Origin of the sequence: Falsiroseomonas sp. E2-1-a20, assembly GCF_051433195.1 — a bacterium.
In the GTDB taxonomy this organism is placed as follows: domain Bacteria; phylum Pseudomonadota; class Alphaproteobacteria; order Acetobacterales; family Acetobacteraceae; genus Falsiroseomonas.
Genome location: NZ_JBHMFT010000006.1, coordinates 22,219 through 40,677, shown reverse-complemented (window position 1 = coordinate 40,677; position 18,459 = coordinate 22,219). Strand labels below are relative to the sequence as shown.

Here is an 18,459-nt window from a genome sequence, read left to right as displayed (position 1 = left end):
GATGGCGCCGGCCTTCGCCGGCGCCTACCCTGTCGCCATGCCCTATGGCGAGAACGACCCGGGACGCCGGCTTCCCGAACATCCGCCGCCGGCGCGCAACGTGCTCGGCGGCGCGCTGCTGCCGTGTTCCGTCGCGCCACTCACCGGCTTTCTGCGCGACGGCTGCTGCAACACCGGGCCGGAGGATCTCGGCCTGCACGTGGTCTGCGCCGAGGTGACCGCAGATTTCCTGCGCTTCAGCCGGATGTGCGGCAACGACCTGTCCACGCCCCGCCCCGAATACCGCTTCGCCGGCCTGAAGCCCGGCGACCGCTGGTGCCTCTGCGCCGCGCGGTGGGAGGAGGCGCGTCTTGCCGGCCATGCCCCGCCGGTGCTGCTGGAAGCGACGCATGAGGCGGCGCTGGCGGTGATCCGCCTGCCCGATCTGCGCGCCCACGCCCTGGACCCGGTGTAGCCCGCCACGCAGACTGTGCCCCACACCTAAGGGGGACAACGCGCATGAACATGGCGCACGCACAGAAATTCGACCTGTCGGGGCGCGTCGCGCTCATCACCGGCGCCTCCCGCGGCCTCGGCGCCGCCATGGCGCGCGGGCTGGCGCAGGCGGGGGCGGAGGTGATCCTCAACGGCCGCAACGTGGAAACGCTGGAGGCGCAGGCCGAATCGCTGCGCGCCGAGGGCCTCGCCTGCCGCACCAGCGCCTTCGACGTGACGGATGGCGCGGCGGTGGAGGCCGCGGTCGGCGCGCTCGGCCCCATCGACATCCTGCTGCACAACGCCGGCAACCAGCACCGCGCCCCGATCGAGGAGACCACGGAGGAAGGCTGGTACAGCGTCATCGACACGCACCTGACCGCGCTGTGGCGCCTGTCCCGCGTCGTCGTGCCGGGCATGAAGGAACGCCGCCGCGGCAAGGTCATCGCGACCGGCAGCCTGGCCAGCGACCTCGGCCGCGCCACCATCACGCCCTATGCCTCGGCCAAGGGCGGGCTGAAGATGTTCATCCGGGCACTGGCGGTGGAACTCGGCCCCTGGAACATCCAGTGCAATGCCATCGGGCCGGGCTGGTTCGACACGGAACTCAACAAGGCGCTGCTGACCAACCCGGAGTGGCTCGCCATGGTGCAGCGGCGCTGCCCGGCCGGGCGCTACGCGCAGCCGGAGGAGATTGCCGGCACCGCGGTGTTCCTCGCCTCGCCCGCATCGGATTTTGTATCCGGTCAATTATTGTTCGTGGATGGTGGCGTCACGGCCAGCATGAGTTGACTGAAACGAACGTGATCCCGCGCGGACCGGCCGGCGCGTTGCGCCGTGCTAGGGATGCCGCGTGGATTCACGAGGGTTACGCATGCGGCACAATGGCGTGCAGGTGGCGCATCTGGCGGAGGCGGCGCTGCGCCACGCCGTCCCGTTCCGCAAGGCGCTACGCCGCCTTAAGCGACGGCTGCGGCCCTACGACGACAACGCCAGCAACTCGCACTACTGCATCACCAACGGGCTGGAACAGATCACGGCGCTGCGTGACGCCGGCTTCGACGTGCGCGGCAAGTCCGTGCTGGAATTCGGCACCGGCTGGCTGCCGCTGATTCCGCTGCTGTTCCACCTGGCCGGCGCGGCGCGCCTGACGCTGACCGATATCGACCGGCTGATGGACGACCAGACCATCGCCCGCGCCCGCGCCATCGTCCGCGGCCGGATGGATGACATCGCCGCCGCGCTGGACCAGCCGCAGGACGCGCTGCTGGCCCGGCTCGATGTGCCGATGGCGTATGACTACCTGGTGCCCTGGGACGCCGCCGCGCATCCCGCCGAAAGCGTCGACCTGGTGATCTCCCGCGCCACCTTCGAGCATGTGCCGGAAGCGCAGATCGCCTTCTTCCTGCGCCAGTTCCACCGCATCCTGCGACCTGGCGGCATGACCACGCATCTGGTGGACAATTCCGACCACTGGCAGCACCGCGACCCCGCGCTCAGCCGCATCAACTTCCTGCGCTTCGAGGATGGCGACCCGGTCTGGAAGCTCGGCCAGTTCAACCCGCAGGCCTTCCAGAACCGCCTGCGGCACGATGACTACATCCGACTGCTGGAAGCCGGCGGCTTCGAGCTGCGTGCCGCGCTGGGCGAGCCCGATGCGAAGTGCCTGGCCGACCTGGCGACGCTGCCACTGGCGGCGCGCTTCCGGGGCCGCCCGCCGCGCGACCTGGCCGTGCTGATCTCGCTGTTCGTGGCCCGGAAGCCGGCATAGGGCCAGCGCGCGCTCTCAGGCCGCGATCCCGAGCGCCTCGCGCAGCGTCCCCTCGGGCTGTGCCAGGTCCTGGATCGTGGTGCCATCCAGCACCGCGAGGAAGGCCGCCCGTGCCGCGTGCAGCGCGTGTTTCAGGCGGCAGGCCGGCAGGATGGCGCAGTCGCCGCCGGCGAAGCAGGGCACCAGCGACAGGTCCGGCTCGATCCGGCGCACCACATCCCCCGCGGTAATCTCCGCGGCCGGCCGGGCCAGCACCAGCCCGCCGCCGCGGCCGCGCGAGGTGCTGACATGGCCCGCCTGCCCGAGCAGGTGCGCCACCTTCATCAGGTGGTTCTCCGAGATGCCATAGGCCTGCGCCACCTCCCCGATCGTCGCGCGGCGGTCGGGCTGCAGCGCCAGGTAGATGAGCATGCGGAGCGAGTAGTCGGTGAGGGTGGTGAGGCGCATGGCTGGAAGATGCATCATCCGTATTGCTTTGCAAGCACCGTGAGCCCATAAGATGTATAATCGATCCATCTTAGGAGGCCGCGATGAGCCCCGTCAGCCTGTTCCTTCTCCCCGGCAACCTCGCCAGCGACGCCCTGCACATCCAGGACAGGGACAGCCGGGTGATGCTCCGCACGCTGGTCAACATGCTGGTGTGGAACCTGGTGGCCGTCCTGGCCGTGCTGCCCTTCCTGTGAACGGCCCGCCAGACATCACGGAGGCTGACATCGCGCGGCTGGTGGACCGCTTCTACGGCCGCGTCCGCAGCGACCCGGCGCTCGGCCCGGTGTTCCACGCCAAGATCGGGGCGGATGCGGCAGCCTGGTCGGCGCATCTGGAAAAGCTGCGGCGGTTCTGGTCCGCCGTGATGTTGCGCAGCGGCGCCTATCACGGCGACCCCTTCACCGCGCATCTGCGCCTGCCCGGCCTGACCTCGGACCTGTTCGAGCAGTGGCTCGCCCTGTTCGACGCCACCTGCCGCGAAAGCTTCCCGCCGGAGACGGCGCAGGCCTTCAGCGAGCGGGCACACCGGATCGCGCGCAGCCTGCGCATGGGCCTGTTCGAACGGCTCCCGGCGCCCCGGGCGTAGGTCTCAGCCTCGGCGAGTTCGGGACAACTCCTGCGCCAGGGCCATGGTGGCGGTCGCCAGCATGAACAGGCCGCCAACCAGGAACACCGCCTCCGGCCGTCCCGAATCGACCAGCCAGCCGAACACCGGCGGCGCGATCATGCCGCCGATGTTGAAGCCGGTGGAGACGATGCCGAATACGGCGCCGGACTGCCCCGGCGGCGCGGCGGCGCGCACCATCATGTCGCGGGACGGCATGCACAATCCGCTCAGCACGCCGGCCATCCCCAGCACCAGCACCACCAGCAGCGGCGGCATCGGCAGCAGCGCGACCGCGATGGTCAGCACCCCCGCCGCGCCGAAGCCCGCCATGGCCACCAGCCCGTGCCGCTTGAAGCGGTCCGCCAGGGCCCCGCCGATCAGCACGCCACCCGCCGACCCGGCGAGCAGCAGGGTCAGCGCGGTGGAGGCCATGGCCAGCCCCATGCTGCCGGAGGCGACCAGGGCGGCGATGGCGAAGGCGTTCATGCCACCGAAGGACAACGAGATCAGCACGAAGAAGCCGGTCAGCGAGATCACCGTGCCGTTCAGCACCCGCGTCGGCTGCCCTGCCACCGGCTTGGCGCGGGCCGCCTTCACCGGATCCGCCGGGCAGGTCAGCCACAGCCATCCGGCCGCGGCCCACCCGATGGCCCCGGCCACCACCAGCGCCCCGGCCAGGCCAAGCCCCGCCGCCAGCCCCAGCATCAGGAAGGGCGCCACCGCGCCGCCCGCGAAGCCGGCGAAGGTGTGCAGCGAAAAGGCGCGCCCCATGCGCGGCGCCGCGATCTCCGTGTTCAGGATCGCGTAGTCGGAAGGGTGGTAGACGGCATTGGCCAGCCCGGCCAAGGCGCCGGCCAGCAGCAGGGCCGGGTAGCTCAGCGTCGCACCCAGCAGCATGAAGGCCGCGCCGCCCAGCACCAGCCCCGCCGTCAGCACCCGCCGCGGCCCGATCCGGTCCACCAGGAAGCCCATCGGCGCCTGCGTCAGGGCGGAGACGATGCTGAACAGCGTGATCGCCAGCCCGAGTTCGACGAAACCCACGCCAAGCTGCGCCTGCAACAGGGGAAACAGCGGCGGCAGCACCAGGATGTGCAGGTGCGACACGGCATGGGCGGCCGCGATGGCGCCCAGCGTGCGGCGTTCCGGCGCCGTCCAGCCGGAGGGTGCCGCGTCCGCCGTGATGCTCAATGCGCTTCCGCCCAGGAGGCGCCGTGCCCGATCTCGACCCCGAGCGGCACGGACAGGCTCGCGACGTTCTCCATGATGCGCTTCACCAGGTCGCTGGTCGCCGCGACCTCCGCCTCCGGCACCTCGAAGACCAGTTCGTCATGCACCTGCAGAAGCATCCGCGCGCCGAGCCCGGCCTCGGCCAGCGCACGCGGCAGGCGGACCATGGCGCGCTTGATGACCTCCGCCGCGCCGCCCTGGAACGGCGCGTTGATCGCGGCACGTTCGGCGCCGCCACGGCGCACCGGGTCCTTGGAGGCGATGTCGGCGATCCACAGCTTGCGGCCGAAGGGGGTCTGCACGTAGCCGGTGGTGCGCGCATCCTCCTTCAGCTTTTCCATGCAGGCACGGATGCCCGGGTACTGCGCGAAATAGGCGTCGATGATCGCCTTCGCCTCCCCGGGGGAAATTCCCAGCCGCGCCGCCAGCCCGAAGGCGGACATGCCATAGATGATGCCGAAGTTGATCGTCTTGGCGCGCCGCCGCGCCTCCTTGTCCACGGCGTCCGGGGCCAGGTGGAAGATATCGGCGGCGGTGCGGGAATGGATGTCCTGGCCGGTGGCGAAGGCTTCCTTCAGCGCCGGCACGTCGGCGACATGGGCCAGGATGCGCAGCTCGATCTGGCTGTAGTCGGCCGCCATCAGCACATGCCCCGGCTCCGCCACGAAGGCGCGCCGGATGCGGGCGCCTTCCTCGGTCCGCACCGGGATGTTCTGCAGGTTGGGATCGGAGGAGGACAGCCGCCCGGTCGAGGTCAGCGCCATGGCGAAGTCGGTATGCACCCGCCCCTGCGCATCCGCCGCCTCGGCCAACGCATCGACATAGGTGGATTTCAGCTTGGCGATCTGGCGCCAGTCCAGCACCCGGCGCGGCAGGGCGTGGCCCTGGGCGGCCAACTCCTCCAGCACGGAGGCATCGGTGCCCCAGGCGCCGGTCAGCTTGCTGCGCCGCCCGCCCGGCAGCTTCTGCTCGTCGAACAGGATTTCCCCGAGCTGCTTCGGCGAGCCCACGTTGAACGGCTTGCCCGCCAGCTCGTGGATCTCGCGCTCATACCGCGCCAGCTTCTCCGTGAAGTCGGCGCCGATCCGGGACAGTTCTCCGGCGTCGATCTTGATGCCGGCGAGTTCCATGTCGCGCAGCACCGCCACCATCCGGCGCTCCACCTGCTCATACAGCGCCAGCGCCCGGGCCGGGCGCAGTTCGGGCCGCAGCGCGTGCCACAGGCGCAGCGTCACATCGGCATCCTCCGCCGCATAGGCCGTGGCCTTGTCCAGCGCGACGCGGCCGAAGGGGATGCGGTTGCGGCCGGTGCCGGTGCAACTGTCGTAGCTGATGCACTCATGGCCGAGATGGGTCTTCGCCAGTTCGTCCATGCCGTGGCCATGCTTGCCGGCGCGCAGCGCGTAGGACATCAGCATGGTGTCATCCACCGGCGCCACGGCGATGCCGCCATTCTCCGCCCGGCTGAGCACTTCCAGGTCGTATTTCGCGTTGTGCAGCACCTTGAGGACGGAGGGGTCCTCCAGCAGGTCCCGCAATTCCGCCAGCGCCGCATCCGGGTCGCATTGCACCGGCTGGGCGTTGTCCATCAGGTCGCCGCCGCCCTCATGCCGCAGCGGCACGTAGCAGGCGCGGCCCGGGGCCGTGGCGATGGAAAGCCCGACCAGGCGGGCCTTCAGCGCGTTGAGGTTGTCGGTCTCCGTATCGAAGCCGATCACGCCCGCGGCGCGGGCCTCCGCCACCCACTCCCGCAACTGCTCCAGAGTCGCCACCGTCTCATAGCCCGTGAAGGGCAGCGCCTCCGCCGGAGCGGCCGGCATCGGCACGGCGGAGGGGAAGGGCGGCCGTCGGCCATTGGTGACGGCGCCGGCCTCGCCCATGCCGAGCCGCGCCAGCAAACTCCGAAAACCGTTGTCGCGGAGAAACTTCTCCAGCGTCGCCGGCTGCGGCGCGCGCGCCAGCATTTTCTCGATCGGGCAGGGCAGGGGGGCGTTGGCGTCGAGCTGCACCAGGCGGCGGCTGATGCGCGCCTTCTCCGCATTCAGCTCCAGCGCCTCCCGCCGCTTCGGCTGCTTGATTTTTCCCGTGTTGGCCAGCAGGCCTTCCAGGTCGCCGTATTCGTTGATGAGCTGGGCGGCCGTCTTGATGCCGATGCCCGGCACGCCGGGCACGTTGTCCGTGCTGTCGCCGGCCAGCGCCTGCACCTCCACCACCTTGTCCGGCGTCACGCCGAATTTCTCGAACACCTCCGGCTCGCGGATCGGCTTCTGCTTGATCGGGTCCAGCATCTGCACGCCGGGGCCGACCAGCTGCATCAGGTCCTTGTCGGAGGAGACGATGGAGACGGTGCCGCCCTCTTCCACGAAGCAGCGGGCATAGGTCGCGATCAGGTCATCCGCCTCGAAGCCCGGCAGTTCCACCTGGCAGACGCCGAGCGCCTCCGTCGCCTCCCGGATCAGGGCGAATTGCGGGACGAGCTCGGGCGGCGGCTCGGGGCGGTGCGCCTTGTAGTCGGGGTAGATGTCGTTGCGGAAGGTGGTCCGCGCGCTGTCGAACACCACGGCGATGTGGCTGGCGGCGTGGCGCGACAGGAACTGCGACAGCATCTGGGTGAAGCCGAACACGGCGTTCACATGCACCCCGTCCGGCCGCGTCATCGGCGGCAGGGCATGGAAGGCACGGAAGATGTAGCCCGAGCCATCGACCAGGATCAGGCGTTTCTCGCCCGGCGCGACCGGCGGCACCGCCTCGGCCACCGCCTCCGGCACGGGCATCGGGGCGAGGACCGGGGCTTCGCTCATTTCAGTGTCCCTTGGGTCAATGCCCGTGGTCGTCGCCGGCGCCCTCGGCCAGGACATAGGTGCGGGAGCAATAGGGGCAGGTCACCTGCCGGTCCTCGATCCGCAGATAGACCAGGGGATGGCCAAGGGCGCCGCCGCCGCCATCGCAGCCCACGGTGCGGGCGGTGGCGGGCAGGGTGTCCATCGGCGTCACGCCGGGCAGGGCCACCGGGGTATAGCCGGTCTGTCGCGCGTCGCGCATGGCGGTCCTCATGATTGGCGGCGGGAACATAGGGGGTCCGGAGGTGATGGACCAGCCCGCGCCGGCTTGGTAGGGGAATCGTATGCGACCCCCCCTGCGCCCGCTGGTGCTGATCCTCGCGCTGCTGCTGGCCGGCTGCACCCCGGTGGTGATCCCGGCGGGCCCGCGCATCGCCGCGCCCTCGCTGGCCGAGGATGCCGTGGTCGCCGCCGATGGCGCCCGCCTGCCGCTGCGCGCCTTCGCGCCGAAGGGGCCGCCGCGCGCCATGCTGCTGGCGCTGCACGGCTTCAACGACCATTCCGGCAACTTCCTGGAGGACAGCATCGGCCCGCTGACCGAGGGCGGCCTGCTGGTCCATGCCTACGACCAGCGCGGCTTCGGCCGGTCCCCCAACCGCGGCTACTGGGCGGGGGCGGAGACGCTGGCCGCCGATGCCGCCACCGCCGCGCGCCTGCTGCGCGCCCGCCACCCCGACCTGCCGCTGTTCCTGATGGGGGAGAGCATGGGCGGCGCCGTCGCCATCCTGGCCGGCAGCAGCGCGGAGCCGCCACCCGTCGATGGCTATATCCTGCTGGCCCCGGCGCTATGGGGCCGGCAGTCCATGAACGCCCTGATGCGTGGCGGGCTTTGGGTCGCCGCGCGGACCATGCCGATCGTCGGCTTCCAGGGCGGCGTCGGCGGCATCGTCGCCAGCGACAACCCGGCGGCGCTGCGCCGGCTGGGGCGGGACCCGCTGGTGGTGCGCAGCACGCGGGTGGATGCCGCGATCGGCCTGATCGACCTGATGGACGAGGCCGTCGCAGCGCTGCCCGCCTGCTGCCGCACCGCGCGCGGCACCCCGGCGCCGGTGCTGCTGCTGTATGGCGCCAAGGACATGCTGATCCCGGCGGGCTCCGTCCGCACCGCGCTGAACGCCCTGCCGGCCGGAAGCCCGATCCGCATCGGCATCCACGAGGAAGGTTTCCATCTGCTGCTGACCGACAGCAACCGGGACGCGGTGGTGCGGGACATCCTGGCCTTCGTCACGGACCCAGCCGTGCCGCTGCCCTCCGGCGCCGATGCCTTCGCACCGGAGTGGCTTTTGCGCTAGCCTGCGGGTTGTTCCATCTCCGGGAGTTTTCATGCGACTCCATGGCATGCGGGTGTCCGGCAATTGCTGGAAGCCGGCGCAGATCCTGGCCCTGACCGGCCACGCCTTCGAATGGGTGGAGACGGATGGCAATTCCGGCGCGACCCGAAGCCCGGATTTCCTGGCCATCAACCCCAACGGCAAGGTGCCGGCGCTGGTGCTGGATGACGGCACGGTCCTGGTCGAGAGCAACGCCATGCTGCTGCACTTCGCCGAGGGCACGCCCTGGCTGCCGCCGCCCGGCCTGGCGCGGACGCGGGTGCATGAATGGCTGTTCTTCGAGCAGTACAGCCACGAGCCCTACATCGCCGTCGCCCGCAACATCATCGCCTGGCGGCGGGAGGCGCATCTGCACGCCGACCGTCTGGCCGAGTGCGCCCGCCGCGGCGCCCAGGCGCTGGATGTGATGGAACGCCGCCTGGCGGCGCATCCCTGGCTGGCCGGCGAGGCGCCGACCATCGCCGACCTCGCCCTGTTCGCCTACACCCACCGGGCGGAGGAGGGGGGCTTCGACCTCGCCCGTTGGCCCGGCGTGCGGGACTGGGTCGCCCGGGTGCAGGCGATCCCCGGCATCACCACGCTGCCGAGGGCTACAGCGTCCTGAACACCTCATACAGCTTGTTCTTCGCCTCGAAGCCGATGCCGGGGATATCCGGCATCGCCACGCGCCCCTCCACCACCGGCACGTCGTCGGCGAAGCCGCCGAAGGGCGCGAAGACCTCCGGGTAGCTCTCATTGCCACCCAGCCCGAGGCCCACCGCGATGTTCAGCGCGAACTGGTGCCCGCCATGCGGCACGCAGCGGCGGCGGGACCAGCCATGGGCGGCCAGCATGTCGAGCGTCCGCAGGTATTCGCACAACCCGTAGGACAGCGCCGGGTCCATCTGCAGGATGTCGCGGTCCGGCCGCAGCCCGCCATGGCGGATCAGGTTGCGCGCATCCAGCATGGAGAACAGGTTCTCGCCGGTGGCGATCGGCGGGCCGTAGTGCTCGGCCAGCGTCCCATGCGTGGCGTAGTCCAGCGGGTCCAGCGGTTCCTCGTACCAGCGCAGGCCCATCGGCTCCAGCGCTTCGGCATAGGCCAGCGCCGCCGGCAGGTCGAAGCGGCCATTCACGTCCACCGCCAGCTTCGCGCCATCGCCGCCAAGCAGCCCCAGCACCGCCTCGATGCGCGCGCGGTCCTCGGCCAGGGCGTCGGCGATGCTGGTGCCGGGGGCGCCGCCGATCTTCATCTTCACCGTGGCGTAGCCCATGCCGAGGTAGCGCTTCATCTCCTCGACCAGCGCATCCACCCCCTTGCCGGGGTAGTAGTAGCCACCGGCGGCGTAGACCCAGGCCGCCTCATCCGCCACGCCGCCATTGTAGCGATCCGCCAGCAGCCGCCACAGCGGCACGCCCTCCAACTTGGCGGCCGCATCCCACAACGCCATGTCCAGCACGCCGACGGCGACGCTGCGCTCGCCATGGCCGCCCGGCTTCTCGTTCTTCATCATCGCCGCCCAGGCGCCCTGCGGGTTCAGCCTGCCGTCCGGTGCGGTGATCTGCGCCTCCGAGGCCTCCGTCAGCCGCGGCACGAAGCGTTCCGCCAGCAGGCCGGGCTGGGCGTAGCGGCCGTTGGAGTTGAAGCCGTAGCCGGTGGCGCGGCGCCCGCCTTCGCCTTCGACCGTCACCGCCACGATGGAGGCGGTCATCTTGGAGAAGTCGATATAGGCGTTGGCAATGTCGCTCGCGATCGGGGCGATGCCCTGCTTCACGCTGACGATACGCATTCTTGTGGACCTCCATCCGGCTGCCCGCCTTGTCGCCCCGCACCGGACCGCTGCACAAGGGGGGAGGAGGAACCAACCCATGCCCGATATCCTGCACGAGACCCGCGGTCCTGTTGCCTGGACCACGCTGAACCGCCCGGAACAGCGCAACGCCATGACCTTCCCGATGTACGAAGGCCTGTTCGAACAGGCCGCCGCGGTGGCGAAGGATCCGGCGATCCGCTGCTGGGTCATCACCGGCGCCGGCGGCAAGGCCTTCGCCGCCGGCACCGACATCAGCCAGTTCCAGAACTTCAGCACCGGCCAGGACGCGCTGGACTACGAGACCCGCATCGACCGCGTGCTGTCCGCCATCGAGGACTGCCCGAAGCCGGTCATCGCCGCGGTGGCCGGCGCCTGCGTCGGCGGCGGCCTGGGCATCGCCGGCGTCTGCGACCTCCGCATCGCCAGCGCCAATGCCCGCTTCGGCGTGCCGGTGGCGCGCACCCTGGGCAATACGCTGTCCACCATGAACATCTCCCGCTTCGCGGCGCTGATCGGCCCGGCGAAGCTGAAGGACCTGGTGTTCACCGCGCGGTTGATGGACGCGCCCGAGGCGCTGGCCGCCGGCTTCATCTCGGAGATGCTGGAGACGCCGGAAGCCCTGGCCGAGCGGGCGATGAAGCTGGCCGAGGACGTCGCCGGCATGGCGCCGCTGACGCTGACCGCGACCAAGGTGGCGCTGAAGCGCCTGCGGATCGCCAATGGCAGCATCGACGGCGACGACCTGGTGACGATGTGCTTCGGCAGCAACGACTTCCGCGAAGGCGTGCAGGCCTTCCTCGCCAAGCGGAAGCCGGTCTGGACGGGCACCTGACACCCCGGCATCCTGCCGCCACAAGAAGACTCCGGAGGAAACTGATGTTGAATCGACGCGGCCTGCTGGCCGCGGCGGGCGCTGCCGCCCTGCCGATGCCGGCCTTGGCGCAAGGCGCCTATCCCACCCGTACCGTCTCCCTGCTGGTCGGCTTCGCGCCGGGCGGCGGCACGGACATCATCTCCCGCCTGCTGCAACCGGCGTTGCAGGAGGAATTCGGCCAGGCCCTCGCCATCGACAACCGCGCCGGCGGGTCCGGCACCATCGCCGCGACGCAGAATGCGCGTGGCCGGCCCGATGGCTACCAGATGCTGATGACGACCGTCAGCGCCTCCGCCGTCGTGCCGCCGACCATGAAGCCGCCGCCCTTCGACATCATCGCCGACCAGACGGCGGTGGTGCTGGCCGGCACGGTGCCGCTGGTGGCGGTGGTGCCGCTGTCCTCCCCGGCACAGGATTTCCGTGGGTTCATCGCGCATGCCAAGGCCAATCCGGGCAAGCTGAACTACTCCTCCTCCGGCGTCGCGACGCAGCAGCACCTGGCCGCCGCGGCGCTGTCCTTCGCCGCCGGGCTGGACATGACGCATATCCCGTTCCGCGGCACCGGCCAGGCGGTGAACGAGGTGCTGGCCGGGCGCATCGACATCGCCATCGACACGCTGCCGACCTACCTGCCGCATATCCGTGCCGGCCGCGTCCGGGCGCTGGCGACGACGCTGAAGGAACGCGTGCCGACGCTGCCGGACGTGCCGACCATCGCCGAAAGCGGCTTCCCCGATTTCGACGCCGCCGTCTGGTACATGGTGATGGGCCCGCCCGGCCTGCCGGCCCCGATCGCGGAGCGCTGGGTCGCCGCCGTGAACAAGGCGCTGTCCGACCCTGGTCTGCGCCAGCGCGTGGCCGATGCAGGCTTCATCCCCGGCGGCGGCACCAGCGCCGACGCAGCCGCCCTGCTGCGGCGGGACGCGGCGAAATACGCCGAGGTCATCCGCCGCGCCAACATCCAGTTCGACTGACAAAAAGCCCTCTCCCCCTTGGGGGAGAGGGTTGGGTGAGGGGGTCTCGGCCCGCCTCAGTTCCGCCGCGGCAGGACCTCCGCGTTCACCACGATCTCCGGGTCCAGCGTCCCGGCGAAGCAGGCCAGCACCGCGCCCGCGCTGTCCAGCGCCATCCGCCGCAAGCCCTGCGCCGTGCTGGCCGCGACATGCGGCGTCATCACCAGGTTCGGCGCGGACAGCAGGCTGAGCGGCGTCTCCACCGGCTCCTCCTCGAACACGTCGATCCCGGCGGCGGACAGGTGGCCTGCGCGCAGCGAGGCCTCCAGCGCCGACTGGTCCAGCACCGTGCCGCGCGCCGTGTTCACCAGCACCGCGCCCGGCTTCATCCGCGCCAGGAACTGCGCATCCACCATGTGCCGCGTCTGCGGGTTGGAGGGCACGTGCAGCGTGACGATGTCCGCCTGCGCCGCCGCCTCCGCCGCATCATCGACCGGCGTGAAGCCGAGGCCGGCGATGGTGCCCTTGGCGACGTTCGGGTCGCGCACCAGCACCTTCATGTCGAAGGCCGCGCACAGCTTCGCCACGCGCGTGCCGATGCGCCCGAAGCCCACCACCAGCACGGTGCGCCCGGCCAGGTCGAAGGTCGGCAGGCTCGGCTGGCCGCCCCAGACCGGCGTCGCGCGGTGCATGTTGCCGTCATAGCCGGACAGCTTGCGGGCGCAGGCCAGCATCAGCATCAGCGCGTGCTCGGCCACCGACACGGCATTGGCATCCGGCGTGATGGTCAGCGGGATGCCGCGCTCCGTCAGCGCCGCCACATCCACCTGGTCGTACCCCACGCCATGCCGCGCCAGGATTTTCAGCCGCGTGCAATGCGCCAGCAGCGGCCGGTCGATCCTGGCGGTGCGGACGATCAGCGCATCGGCGTGCGGCAGCCGGGCGGCGAGCGACTCCGGCGAGAGGTCCATCAGCACCTCCACCGTCACCCCCTCCGTCGCCCGCATTTTTGCCAATGCATCGTCGTGGATGGGGCGAAGGCAGATTACGTGCGGCATTTTTCCGAACTCACAGTTGGTGGTGTGCGGCGGGGCCGAGCACGGCCTCGCGGAACCGCGCCTGCAGGATGGCGCCATCGCGTGGCGGCAGCACCAGCGGCAGGTTGCCGACGGCGATCTTGACCACGGCGAACAGCGGCCCGCCGCCGGCATGCACGCGGTCGCGCAGCGCCGGCACCTCCTCCAGCCCGCGCAGCGTGCGCGTCTCGACGATGCCGGCGCCGCGCGCCATGGCGGCGAGATCCACGCCATGCTTGGTCGCCGTCTCCTGCCCACCGGTCTCGCTGTAATGCTCGTTGTCCAGCACCACGACGGACAGGTTGGCCGGCTTCTGCACGGCGATGGTGGCGACCGCGCCGAGGCCCATCAGCATCTCGCCGTCGCCGGTGATGACCAGCACCTTCTGCGAGGGCTGCGCCAGCGCCAGGCCCAGGCCCATCATCGCCGCACCACCCATCCCGCCCCACAGCGGCAGGTTGCGCGGGTGGTCGCCGATGGCGGTGATGTCCCAGGCGGAGGCGCCGAGGCCGGCGATCACCAGCAGGTCGCCGCGATCCGCCAGCAGGGCGCGCACCACGTCGCGCCGATCCGGAAGCTGTGCCATGGGTCAGTCCTTGCCGAAGGTCTTGGCGCCGATGAGGCGCTGGCCCAGAAGGGTGGCGGCGGGGCGGAAGGTGTTGAAGGCGAGCCGCAGCGTCGCATCCACCGTCTCCGCCACATCCTCCGGCTTGTCGGCGCGATGCACCAGCGTGCCCATCGCCTCCAGCACCGTCTGCGTCGCATGGCCCATCGGCACCTGCGCCGGGTTGAACTCCGCGAAGTCGCCCCGCATCGTCACGATCATCGGCAGCGGCGTGCGGTGCAGCGTGGACAGCGACAGCATGTTGATGCAGTTGCCGACGCCGGAGGACTGCATCAGCAGCACGCCCTTCACCCCGCCAAGCCAGGCGCCGCACACCATCGCGACGCCCTCCTCCTCGGTCGTCAGCGTCACCACCGTCATCTCGTTGTCCGCCAGGCAGCGGCGGATCAGCCGGCTGTGTCCGGCATCCGGGACCAATGCCACCTGGGTGATGCCATTGGCCTTGAGCGCATCGTAGATCTGGTCGGGCCAGGCCGCCGCCGCGTCCGGCCGCATTTCCAGTTTCTCGCGATCCATGCCGATGCTCACTCCCGGGGATGATTCGTGCCATCCTCCCCCCGGTTGCGCGGGCTGGCAACCGGTGCCTGGCAAGGAGAGGACGGCATGGGTTTTTCCGCGACGGTGGGCGGCACGCGGCACGTCTTCGCCGATCTGCGCGCCCTGATGGCCTGCGCGACACCCTTCCGGTCCGGCGACGCCCTGGCGGGCGTCGCGGCCGAATCCGCCGCGCAGCGCGTCGCGGCCCAGCGCGCCTTGGCCGACCTGCCGCTGCGCCATTTCCTGTCCGAATCGATGGTGCCCTATGAGGAGGACGAGGTTACGCGCTTGATCGTCGATGGGCATGAGGATGCCGCCTTCGCCCCGGTCGCCCACCTGACGGTCGGCGGCTTCCGCGACTGGCTGCTGGCCGCCGACCCCGCCGCCGTCACCGCGCTCGCCCCCGGCCTGACGCCCGAGATGGTGGCGGCGGTCTCGAAAATCTGCCGATTGCAGGACCTGGTGGCCATTGCGGCGAAATGCCGTGTCGTCACGAAATTCCGCAACACGCTCGGCCTGCCGGGCACCCTGTCCATCCGCCTGCAACCGAACGACCCGGTGGACGACCCGAAGGGCATCGCTGCCCAGGTGCTCGACGGCCTGCTGCTCGGGGCCGGCGATGCCGTGATCGGCGTCAACCCGGCGACCGACAATGTGGACAACCTCTGCCGCGTGCTCGGCCTGCTGGATGCGGTGCGAGACCGCTACGCCATCCCGACGCAGACCTGCGTGCTGGCGCATGTCACCACCACGCTGCTGGCGATGCGCCGCGGCGCGCCGGTGGACCTGGTGTTCCAATCCATCGGCGGCACGCAGGGCGTGAACGAGAGCTTCGGCGTCTCGCTGGCGTTGCTGGCGGAGGCGCATGAGGCGGCCCTCGCGCTGCGGCGCGGCACGCTCGGCGACAACTGCATGTATTTCGAGACCGGCCAGGGCAGCGCACTGTCCGCCAACGCGCATCGCGGCGTGGACCAGCAGACGCTGGAATGCCGCGCCTATGCCGTGGCGCGCCGCTTCCGGCCGCTGCTGGTCAACAGCGTCGTCGGTTTCATCGGCCCCGAATACCTGTTCGACGGCAAGCAGATCATCCGCGCCGGGCTGGAGGACCACATGTGCGGCAAGCTGCTCGGCCTGCCGATGGGCGTCGATGTCTGCTACACCAACCATGCGAAGGCCGACCAGGACGACATGGACGCGCTGCTGACGCTGCTCGGCGTCGCCGGCGTCACCTACGTGATGGGCGTGCCGGGGGCGGACGACACCATGCTGGCCTACCAGTCCACCTCCTTCCACGATGGCCTGTATGTCCGCGCCGCGCTCGGCAAGCAGCCTGCGCCGGAATTCGCCGCGTGGCTGGATAGCATGGGCCTCGCGGAACGCACGCCGGACCGGCTGCCGAGCGGCATGGCCACGGCGGGCCTGCTGTGACGGCACCCGTCCTCTGGACCGACCTGCGCCGCTACACCGCCGCGCGCGTCGGCCTCGGCCGTGTCGGCAACGGGCTGCCCACCGCCGCGCATCTCGATTTCCAGGAAGCCCACGCCCAGGCCCGCGACGCCGTCTGGTCCACGCTGGATGCGCCCGCCTTGCAGGCGCGTATCGGCGGCACCGTGGTGGCCAGCGCGGCAGCGGACCGGCGGGAGTATCTGCTGCGCCCCGACCGCGGCCGTCGGCTGGCGCCTGGCGAGGCGACCAGGTTGGCGCCGATGCCCGGCTGCTTCGCCATCGTCGTCGCCGACGGGTTGTGCGCCACCGGCGTGCAGGCCCAGGCACCGGCGCTGGTGGCGATCCTGGCGGAAGGCCTGCTGGCCGCCGGCTGGCAGGTCGCGCCGCCGGTCATCGCGACGCAGGCACGCGTCGCCCTCGGTGACGAGGTGGGCCACGCGCTGGGCGCCGCGATGGTCGCCGTGCTGATCGGCGAGCGTCCCGGCCTCTCGGCGCTCGACAGCATGGGCATCTACCTGACCCACGCGCCACGCCCCGGCCGCAGCGACGCGGAGCGCAACTGCATCAGCAACATCCGCCCCGGCGGCCTGTCCCCAGGCGATGCCGCCGCCAAGCTGCTGTGGCTGGTCGCCGCGGCGCGCCGGCTTGGCCTCACGGGGGTCGGGCTGAAGGACGAACAACCGCGCGCACTGGAGGCGCCGCGCTGACTCAGGCCGCCAGCGCCGCTTCCACCGCCGCCGCCACCGCGAACAGCCGCGCATCGCCGCCATGCTCGCCCATCAGCTGGAAGCCGACCGGCGCCTCGCCCGGCCGGTGGCAGGGCAGGCTGATGGCGCAGCGGTCGAGGAAATTGCCGACGCTGGTGTTGCGCAGCAGCAGCAGGTTGATGCGGCCATACTCCGCCTCATCCTCCACCGCCGCGATCGCCGGCGGCACCAGCGGGCAGGTGGGGGAGACCACCGCATCGAACCCCGCCGTCCGCGCCGCGAAACCCGCGATGATGCGGGCGCGGTCCCGGAGCAGGGCGATGTAGTCCGCCGCCGGCATCTGCCCGCCGCGCAGGATGCGCGCCAGGATGCGCGGGTCGTAGCGGTCGCGCGCCCGCTCGATCAGCCCGCGATGCCAGGCGAAGGCCTCGCTGGCCGCGAAGCCGCCGGTGGCGTTGGCCTGCGGAATCTCGGCCAGCTCCGGCACCGCCAGCTTCTCCACCCGCGCGCCGGCAGCGGAAAGCCGGGACAGGGTGCGCTCGAAGGCCTCGGTCACGCCGGCATCCCAGCCATCGCAGACATAGCCCTGCAACACGCCCAATCGCAGCCCGGCCACCGGCCCCAACGGCTGGGGTGGCGCCGGGTCTTCGCCCGCCATGATCCCGTCCAGCACCTCGCAGCAGGCGACGGAGCGGGCCAGCGGCCCGAGGCTGTCCAACGTGGAGGACAGCGGCAGCGTCCCCGTCAACGGCACCCGCGACGCGGTCGGCTTCCAGCCGACGATGCCGCACAGCGCCGCCGGAATCCGGCAGGACCCGCCGGTGTCCGAGCCCAGGCCGGCGAAGCCCATGCCATCCGCCGTCGCCACCGCGGCGCCGGAGGAAGACCCGCCCGGCAGCCGCCCCGTCGCCCGGTCCCACGGGCTGCGCGGGGTGCCGAAATGCGGGTTCACGCCGAGGCCGGAGAAGGCGAATTCCACCATGTTGGTGCGCCCCAGCACGACGAAGCCCGCCCGCTGCAGCCGCGCCACGGAAGGTGCCGTCGCCGCGGCGGGCGCGATGTCGGACAGCGCGACGGATCCGCCGCGGGTCTGCTGGCCGGCTTCGTCGTACAGGTCCTTGATGCTGATGGGGATGCCGGCCCAGGGGCTCGGCGCAAGGCCTGCGGCACGCAGCCCGTCCATCGCCCGCGCGGTGGCGCGCGCGACATCGCCGTGGACCGTGATGAAGGCGCGCCCGCCTTCGCCGGCCGGGTCGGCGATGTGCGCCAGCGCCGCCTCGGTCAGGGCCTCCGCGGTGGTGCACCCGGCGGCGAGGGCCTCGGCGGCTTCGGCAAGGGTATGGGGCATGGTGGCGGGCATCCGGCGACGTGTCGCCGGATGCTGCGGTCGCGCGCCCGATCGGGCAAGCCGGGGTCGCGGCGCTCAGGCCTCGCCGGGCGGGACCCGGTCGTTGGCCGGCGGCACGGACAGGATCAACTCCAGCGCCGAGGGGTAGATCAGGTAGCCGATCATCCGGGCCGGCAGCAGCCGGACGCCGCCAGTCTCGACTTCCTCAACCAGCATATCCCGGTCCATGCTCGCACTCTCCTGCGCATGCAGCGTCAGCGCTGTGGGCAGGGGTTCGTTCCATCCGGATGAATTGACAAAGCCGCGCGGCACCGGTTGTATGATGTCGTATAACCCGCAGCCAGAAGGCCGCGGAACGGGG

General features: G+C 71.1%; 21 protein-coding genes. 11 read left to right on the top strand and 10 right to left on the bottom strand.

Features of this window, described 5'->3' with window-relative positions:
* Position 1 precedes the first annotated feature (1 nt).
* The 3 genes from ACFHPP_RS09575 to ACFHPP_RS09565 all read left to right on the top strand — a co-directional run bounded on the left by ACFHPP_RS09575 (position 2) and on the right by ACFHPP_RS09565 (position 2,245).
* Complete coding sequence (locus ACFHPP_RS09575; RefSeq protein ID WP_437163041.1) at positions 2–454, top strand: DUF2237 family protein; 453 nt, start codon at positions 2–4, stop codon at positions 452–454.
* Between the two features lie 44 nt (positions 455–498).
* Positions 499–1,266 (top strand): SDR family oxidoreductase, encoded by a 768-nt coding sequence (locus ACFHPP_RS09570; protein ID WP_437163040.1) that lies wholly within the window; start codon positions 499–501, stop codon positions 1,264–1,266.
* A gap of 82 nt (positions 1,267–1,348) precedes the next feature.
* Positions 1,349–2,245, top strand: coding sequence for a class I SAM-dependent methyltransferase (locus ACFHPP_RS09565; protein ID WP_437163039.1), 897 nt, complete (start codon positions 1,349–1,351; stop codon positions 2,243–2,245).
* A gap of 15 nt (positions 2,246–2,260) precedes the next feature.
* Here ACFHPP_RS09565 and ACFHPP_RS09560 read toward each other — a convergent pair whose 3' ends face one another.
* Positions 2,261–2,692: an Rrf2 family transcriptional regulator gene (locus tag ACFHPP_RS09560; RefSeq protein ID WP_437163038.1), complete on the bottom strand. Its 432-nt coding sequence runs from the start codon at positions 2,690–2,692 to the stop codon at positions 2,261–2,263.
* Positions 2,693–2,775: 83 nt separating this feature from the next.
* Between ACFHPP_RS09560 and ACFHPP_RS09555 the strand changes: the two genes are divergently transcribed.
* Positions 2,776–2,928, top strand: coding sequence for a hypothetical protein (locus ACFHPP_RS09555; RefSeq protein WP_437163037.1), 153 nt, complete (start codon positions 2,776–2,778; stop codon positions 2,926–2,928).
* Complete coding sequence (locus ACFHPP_RS09550; protein WP_437163036.1) at positions 2,925–3,320, top strand: group III truncated hemoglobin; 396 nt, start codon at positions 2,925–2,927, stop codon at positions 3,318–3,320. Before ACFHPP_RS09555 ends, ACFHPP_RS09550 begins: the two co-directional genes overlap by 4 nt.
* A gap of 3 nt (positions 3,321–3,323) precedes the next feature.
* On the opposite strand, the gene ACFHPP_RS09545 is transcribed toward ACFHPP_RS09550, so the two are convergent.
* The 3 genes from ACFHPP_RS09545 to ACFHPP_RS09535 are packed head-to-tail and all read right to left on the bottom strand — an operon-like array spanning position 3,324 to position 7,610.
* Entirely contained in the window at positions 3,324–4,529 is a 1,206-nt protein-coding gene (locus tag ACFHPP_RS09545; protein WP_437163035.1) for an MFS transporter, read from the bottom strand.
* On the bottom strand, positions 4,526–7,342 hold the full coding sequence (gene polA, locus ACFHPP_RS09540; RefSeq protein ID WP_437163235.1) for a DNA polymerase I: 2,817 nt from the start codon (positions 7,340–7,342) through the stop codon (positions 4,526–4,528). The genes ACFHPP_RS09545 and polA overlap by 4 nt, the downstream gene beginning before the upstream one ends.
* 43 nt (positions 7,343–7,385) lie before the next feature.
* A complete protein-coding gene (locus ACFHPP_RS09535; protein WP_437163034.1) occupies positions 7,386–7,610 on the bottom strand; it encodes a zinc-finger domain-containing protein in 225 nt (74 codons plus the stop codon).
* 82 nt (positions 7,611–7,692) lie between these two features.
* On the opposite strand from ACFHPP_RS09535, the gene ACFHPP_RS09530 reads away from it, so the two are divergent.
* Positions 7,693–8,700 (top strand): alpha/beta fold hydrolase, encoded by a 1,008-nt coding sequence (locus ACFHPP_RS09530; RefSeq protein ID WP_437163033.1) that lies wholly within the window; start codon positions 7,693–7,695, stop codon positions 8,698–8,700.
* A gap of 31 nt (positions 8,701–8,731) precedes the next feature.
* Positions 8,732–9,343 carry a glutathione S-transferase family protein gene (locus ACFHPP_RS09525; protein ID WP_437163032.1) on the top strand — a complete coding sequence of 204 codons (612 nt, stop codon included), beginning with the start codon at positions 8,732–8,734 and terminating at the stop codon, positions 9,341–9,343.
* Here the strand turns inward: ACFHPP_RS09525 and ACFHPP_RS09520 are convergent.
* Positions 9,330–10,508 (bottom strand): enolase C-terminal domain-like protein, encoded by a 1,179-nt coding sequence (locus tag ACFHPP_RS09520; RefSeq protein WP_437163031.1) that lies wholly within the window; start codon positions 10,506–10,508, stop codon positions 9,330–9,332. The genes ACFHPP_RS09525 and ACFHPP_RS09520 overlap by 14 nt on opposite strands.
* 79 nt (positions 10,509–10,587) lie before the next feature.
* On the opposite strand from ACFHPP_RS09520, the gene ACFHPP_RS09515 reads away from it, so the two are divergent.
* Together ACFHPP_RS09515 and ACFHPP_RS09510 are read left to right on the top strand one after the other, a co-directional pair.
* Entirely contained in the window at positions 10,588–11,364 is a 777-nt protein-coding gene (locus ACFHPP_RS09515; protein WP_437163030.1) for an enoyl-CoA hydratase/isomerase family protein, read from the top strand.
* 44 nt (positions 11,365–11,408) lie between these two features.
* Complete coding sequence (locus ACFHPP_RS09510) at positions 11,409–12,380, top strand: Bug family tripartite tricarboxylate transporter substrate binding protein (RefSeq protein WP_437163029.1); 972 nt, start codon at positions 11,409–11,411, stop codon at positions 12,378–12,380.
* Between the two features lie 56 nt (positions 12,381–12,436).
* Here the strand turns inward: ACFHPP_RS09510 and ACFHPP_RS09505 are convergent, their stop codons facing one another.
* The 3 genes from ACFHPP_RS09505 to ACFHPP_RS09495 are packed head-to-tail and all read right to left on the bottom strand — an operon-like array spanning position 12,437 to position 14,576.
* Positions 12,437–13,417, bottom strand: a complete 981-nt coding sequence (locus ACFHPP_RS09505) for a hydroxyacid dehydrogenase (protein ID WP_437163028.1) — start codon at positions 13,415–13,417, stop codon at positions 12,437–12,439.
* A gap of 10 nt (positions 13,418–13,427) precedes the next feature.
* A complete protein-coding gene (locus ACFHPP_RS09500) occupies positions 13,428–14,021 on the bottom strand; it encodes a thiamine pyrophosphate-dependent enzyme (protein WP_437163027.1) in 594 nt (197 codons plus the stop codon).
* Between the two features lie 3 nt (positions 14,022–14,024).
* Positions 14,025–14,576 (bottom strand): thiamine pyrophosphate-binding protein, encoded by a 552-nt coding sequence (locus ACFHPP_RS09495; protein ID WP_437163026.1) that lies wholly within the window; start codon positions 14,574–14,576, stop codon positions 14,025–14,027.
* A gap of 87 nt (positions 14,577–14,663) precedes the next feature.
* Here ACFHPP_RS09495 and ACFHPP_RS09490 point away from each other — a divergent pair, with 87 nt between their 5' ends.
* Positions 14,664–16,025 carry an ethanolamine ammonia-lyase subunit EutB gene (locus ACFHPP_RS09490; RefSeq protein WP_437163025.1) on the top strand — a complete coding sequence of 454 codons (1,362 nt, stop codon included), beginning with the start codon at positions 14,664–14,666 and terminating at the stop codon, positions 16,023–16,025.
* Complete coding sequence (eutC, locus tag ACFHPP_RS09485) at positions 16,022–16,750, top strand: ethanolamine ammonia-lyase subunit EutC (RefSeq protein WP_437163024.1); 729 nt, start codon at positions 16,022–16,024, stop codon at positions 16,748–16,750. Before ACFHPP_RS09490 ends, eutC begins: the two co-directional genes overlap by 4 nt.
* 1 nt (position 16,751) lies before the next feature.
* Here eutC and ACFHPP_RS09480 read toward each other — a convergent pair whose 3' ends face one another.
* Positions 16,752–18,110 carry an amidase gene (locus ACFHPP_RS09480; protein ID WP_437163023.1) on the bottom strand — a complete coding sequence of 453 codons (1,359 nt, stop codon included), beginning with the start codon at positions 18,108–18,110 and terminating at the stop codon, positions 16,752–16,754.
* A 63-nt stretch (positions 18,111–18,173) separates the two neighbouring features.
* Positions 18,174–18,326 (bottom strand): hypothetical protein, encoded by a 153-nt coding sequence (locus ACFHPP_RS09475; RefSeq protein WP_437163022.1) that lies wholly within the window; start codon positions 18,324–18,326, stop codon positions 18,174–18,176.
* Between the last annotated feature and the right edge of the window lie 133 nt (positions 18,327–18,459).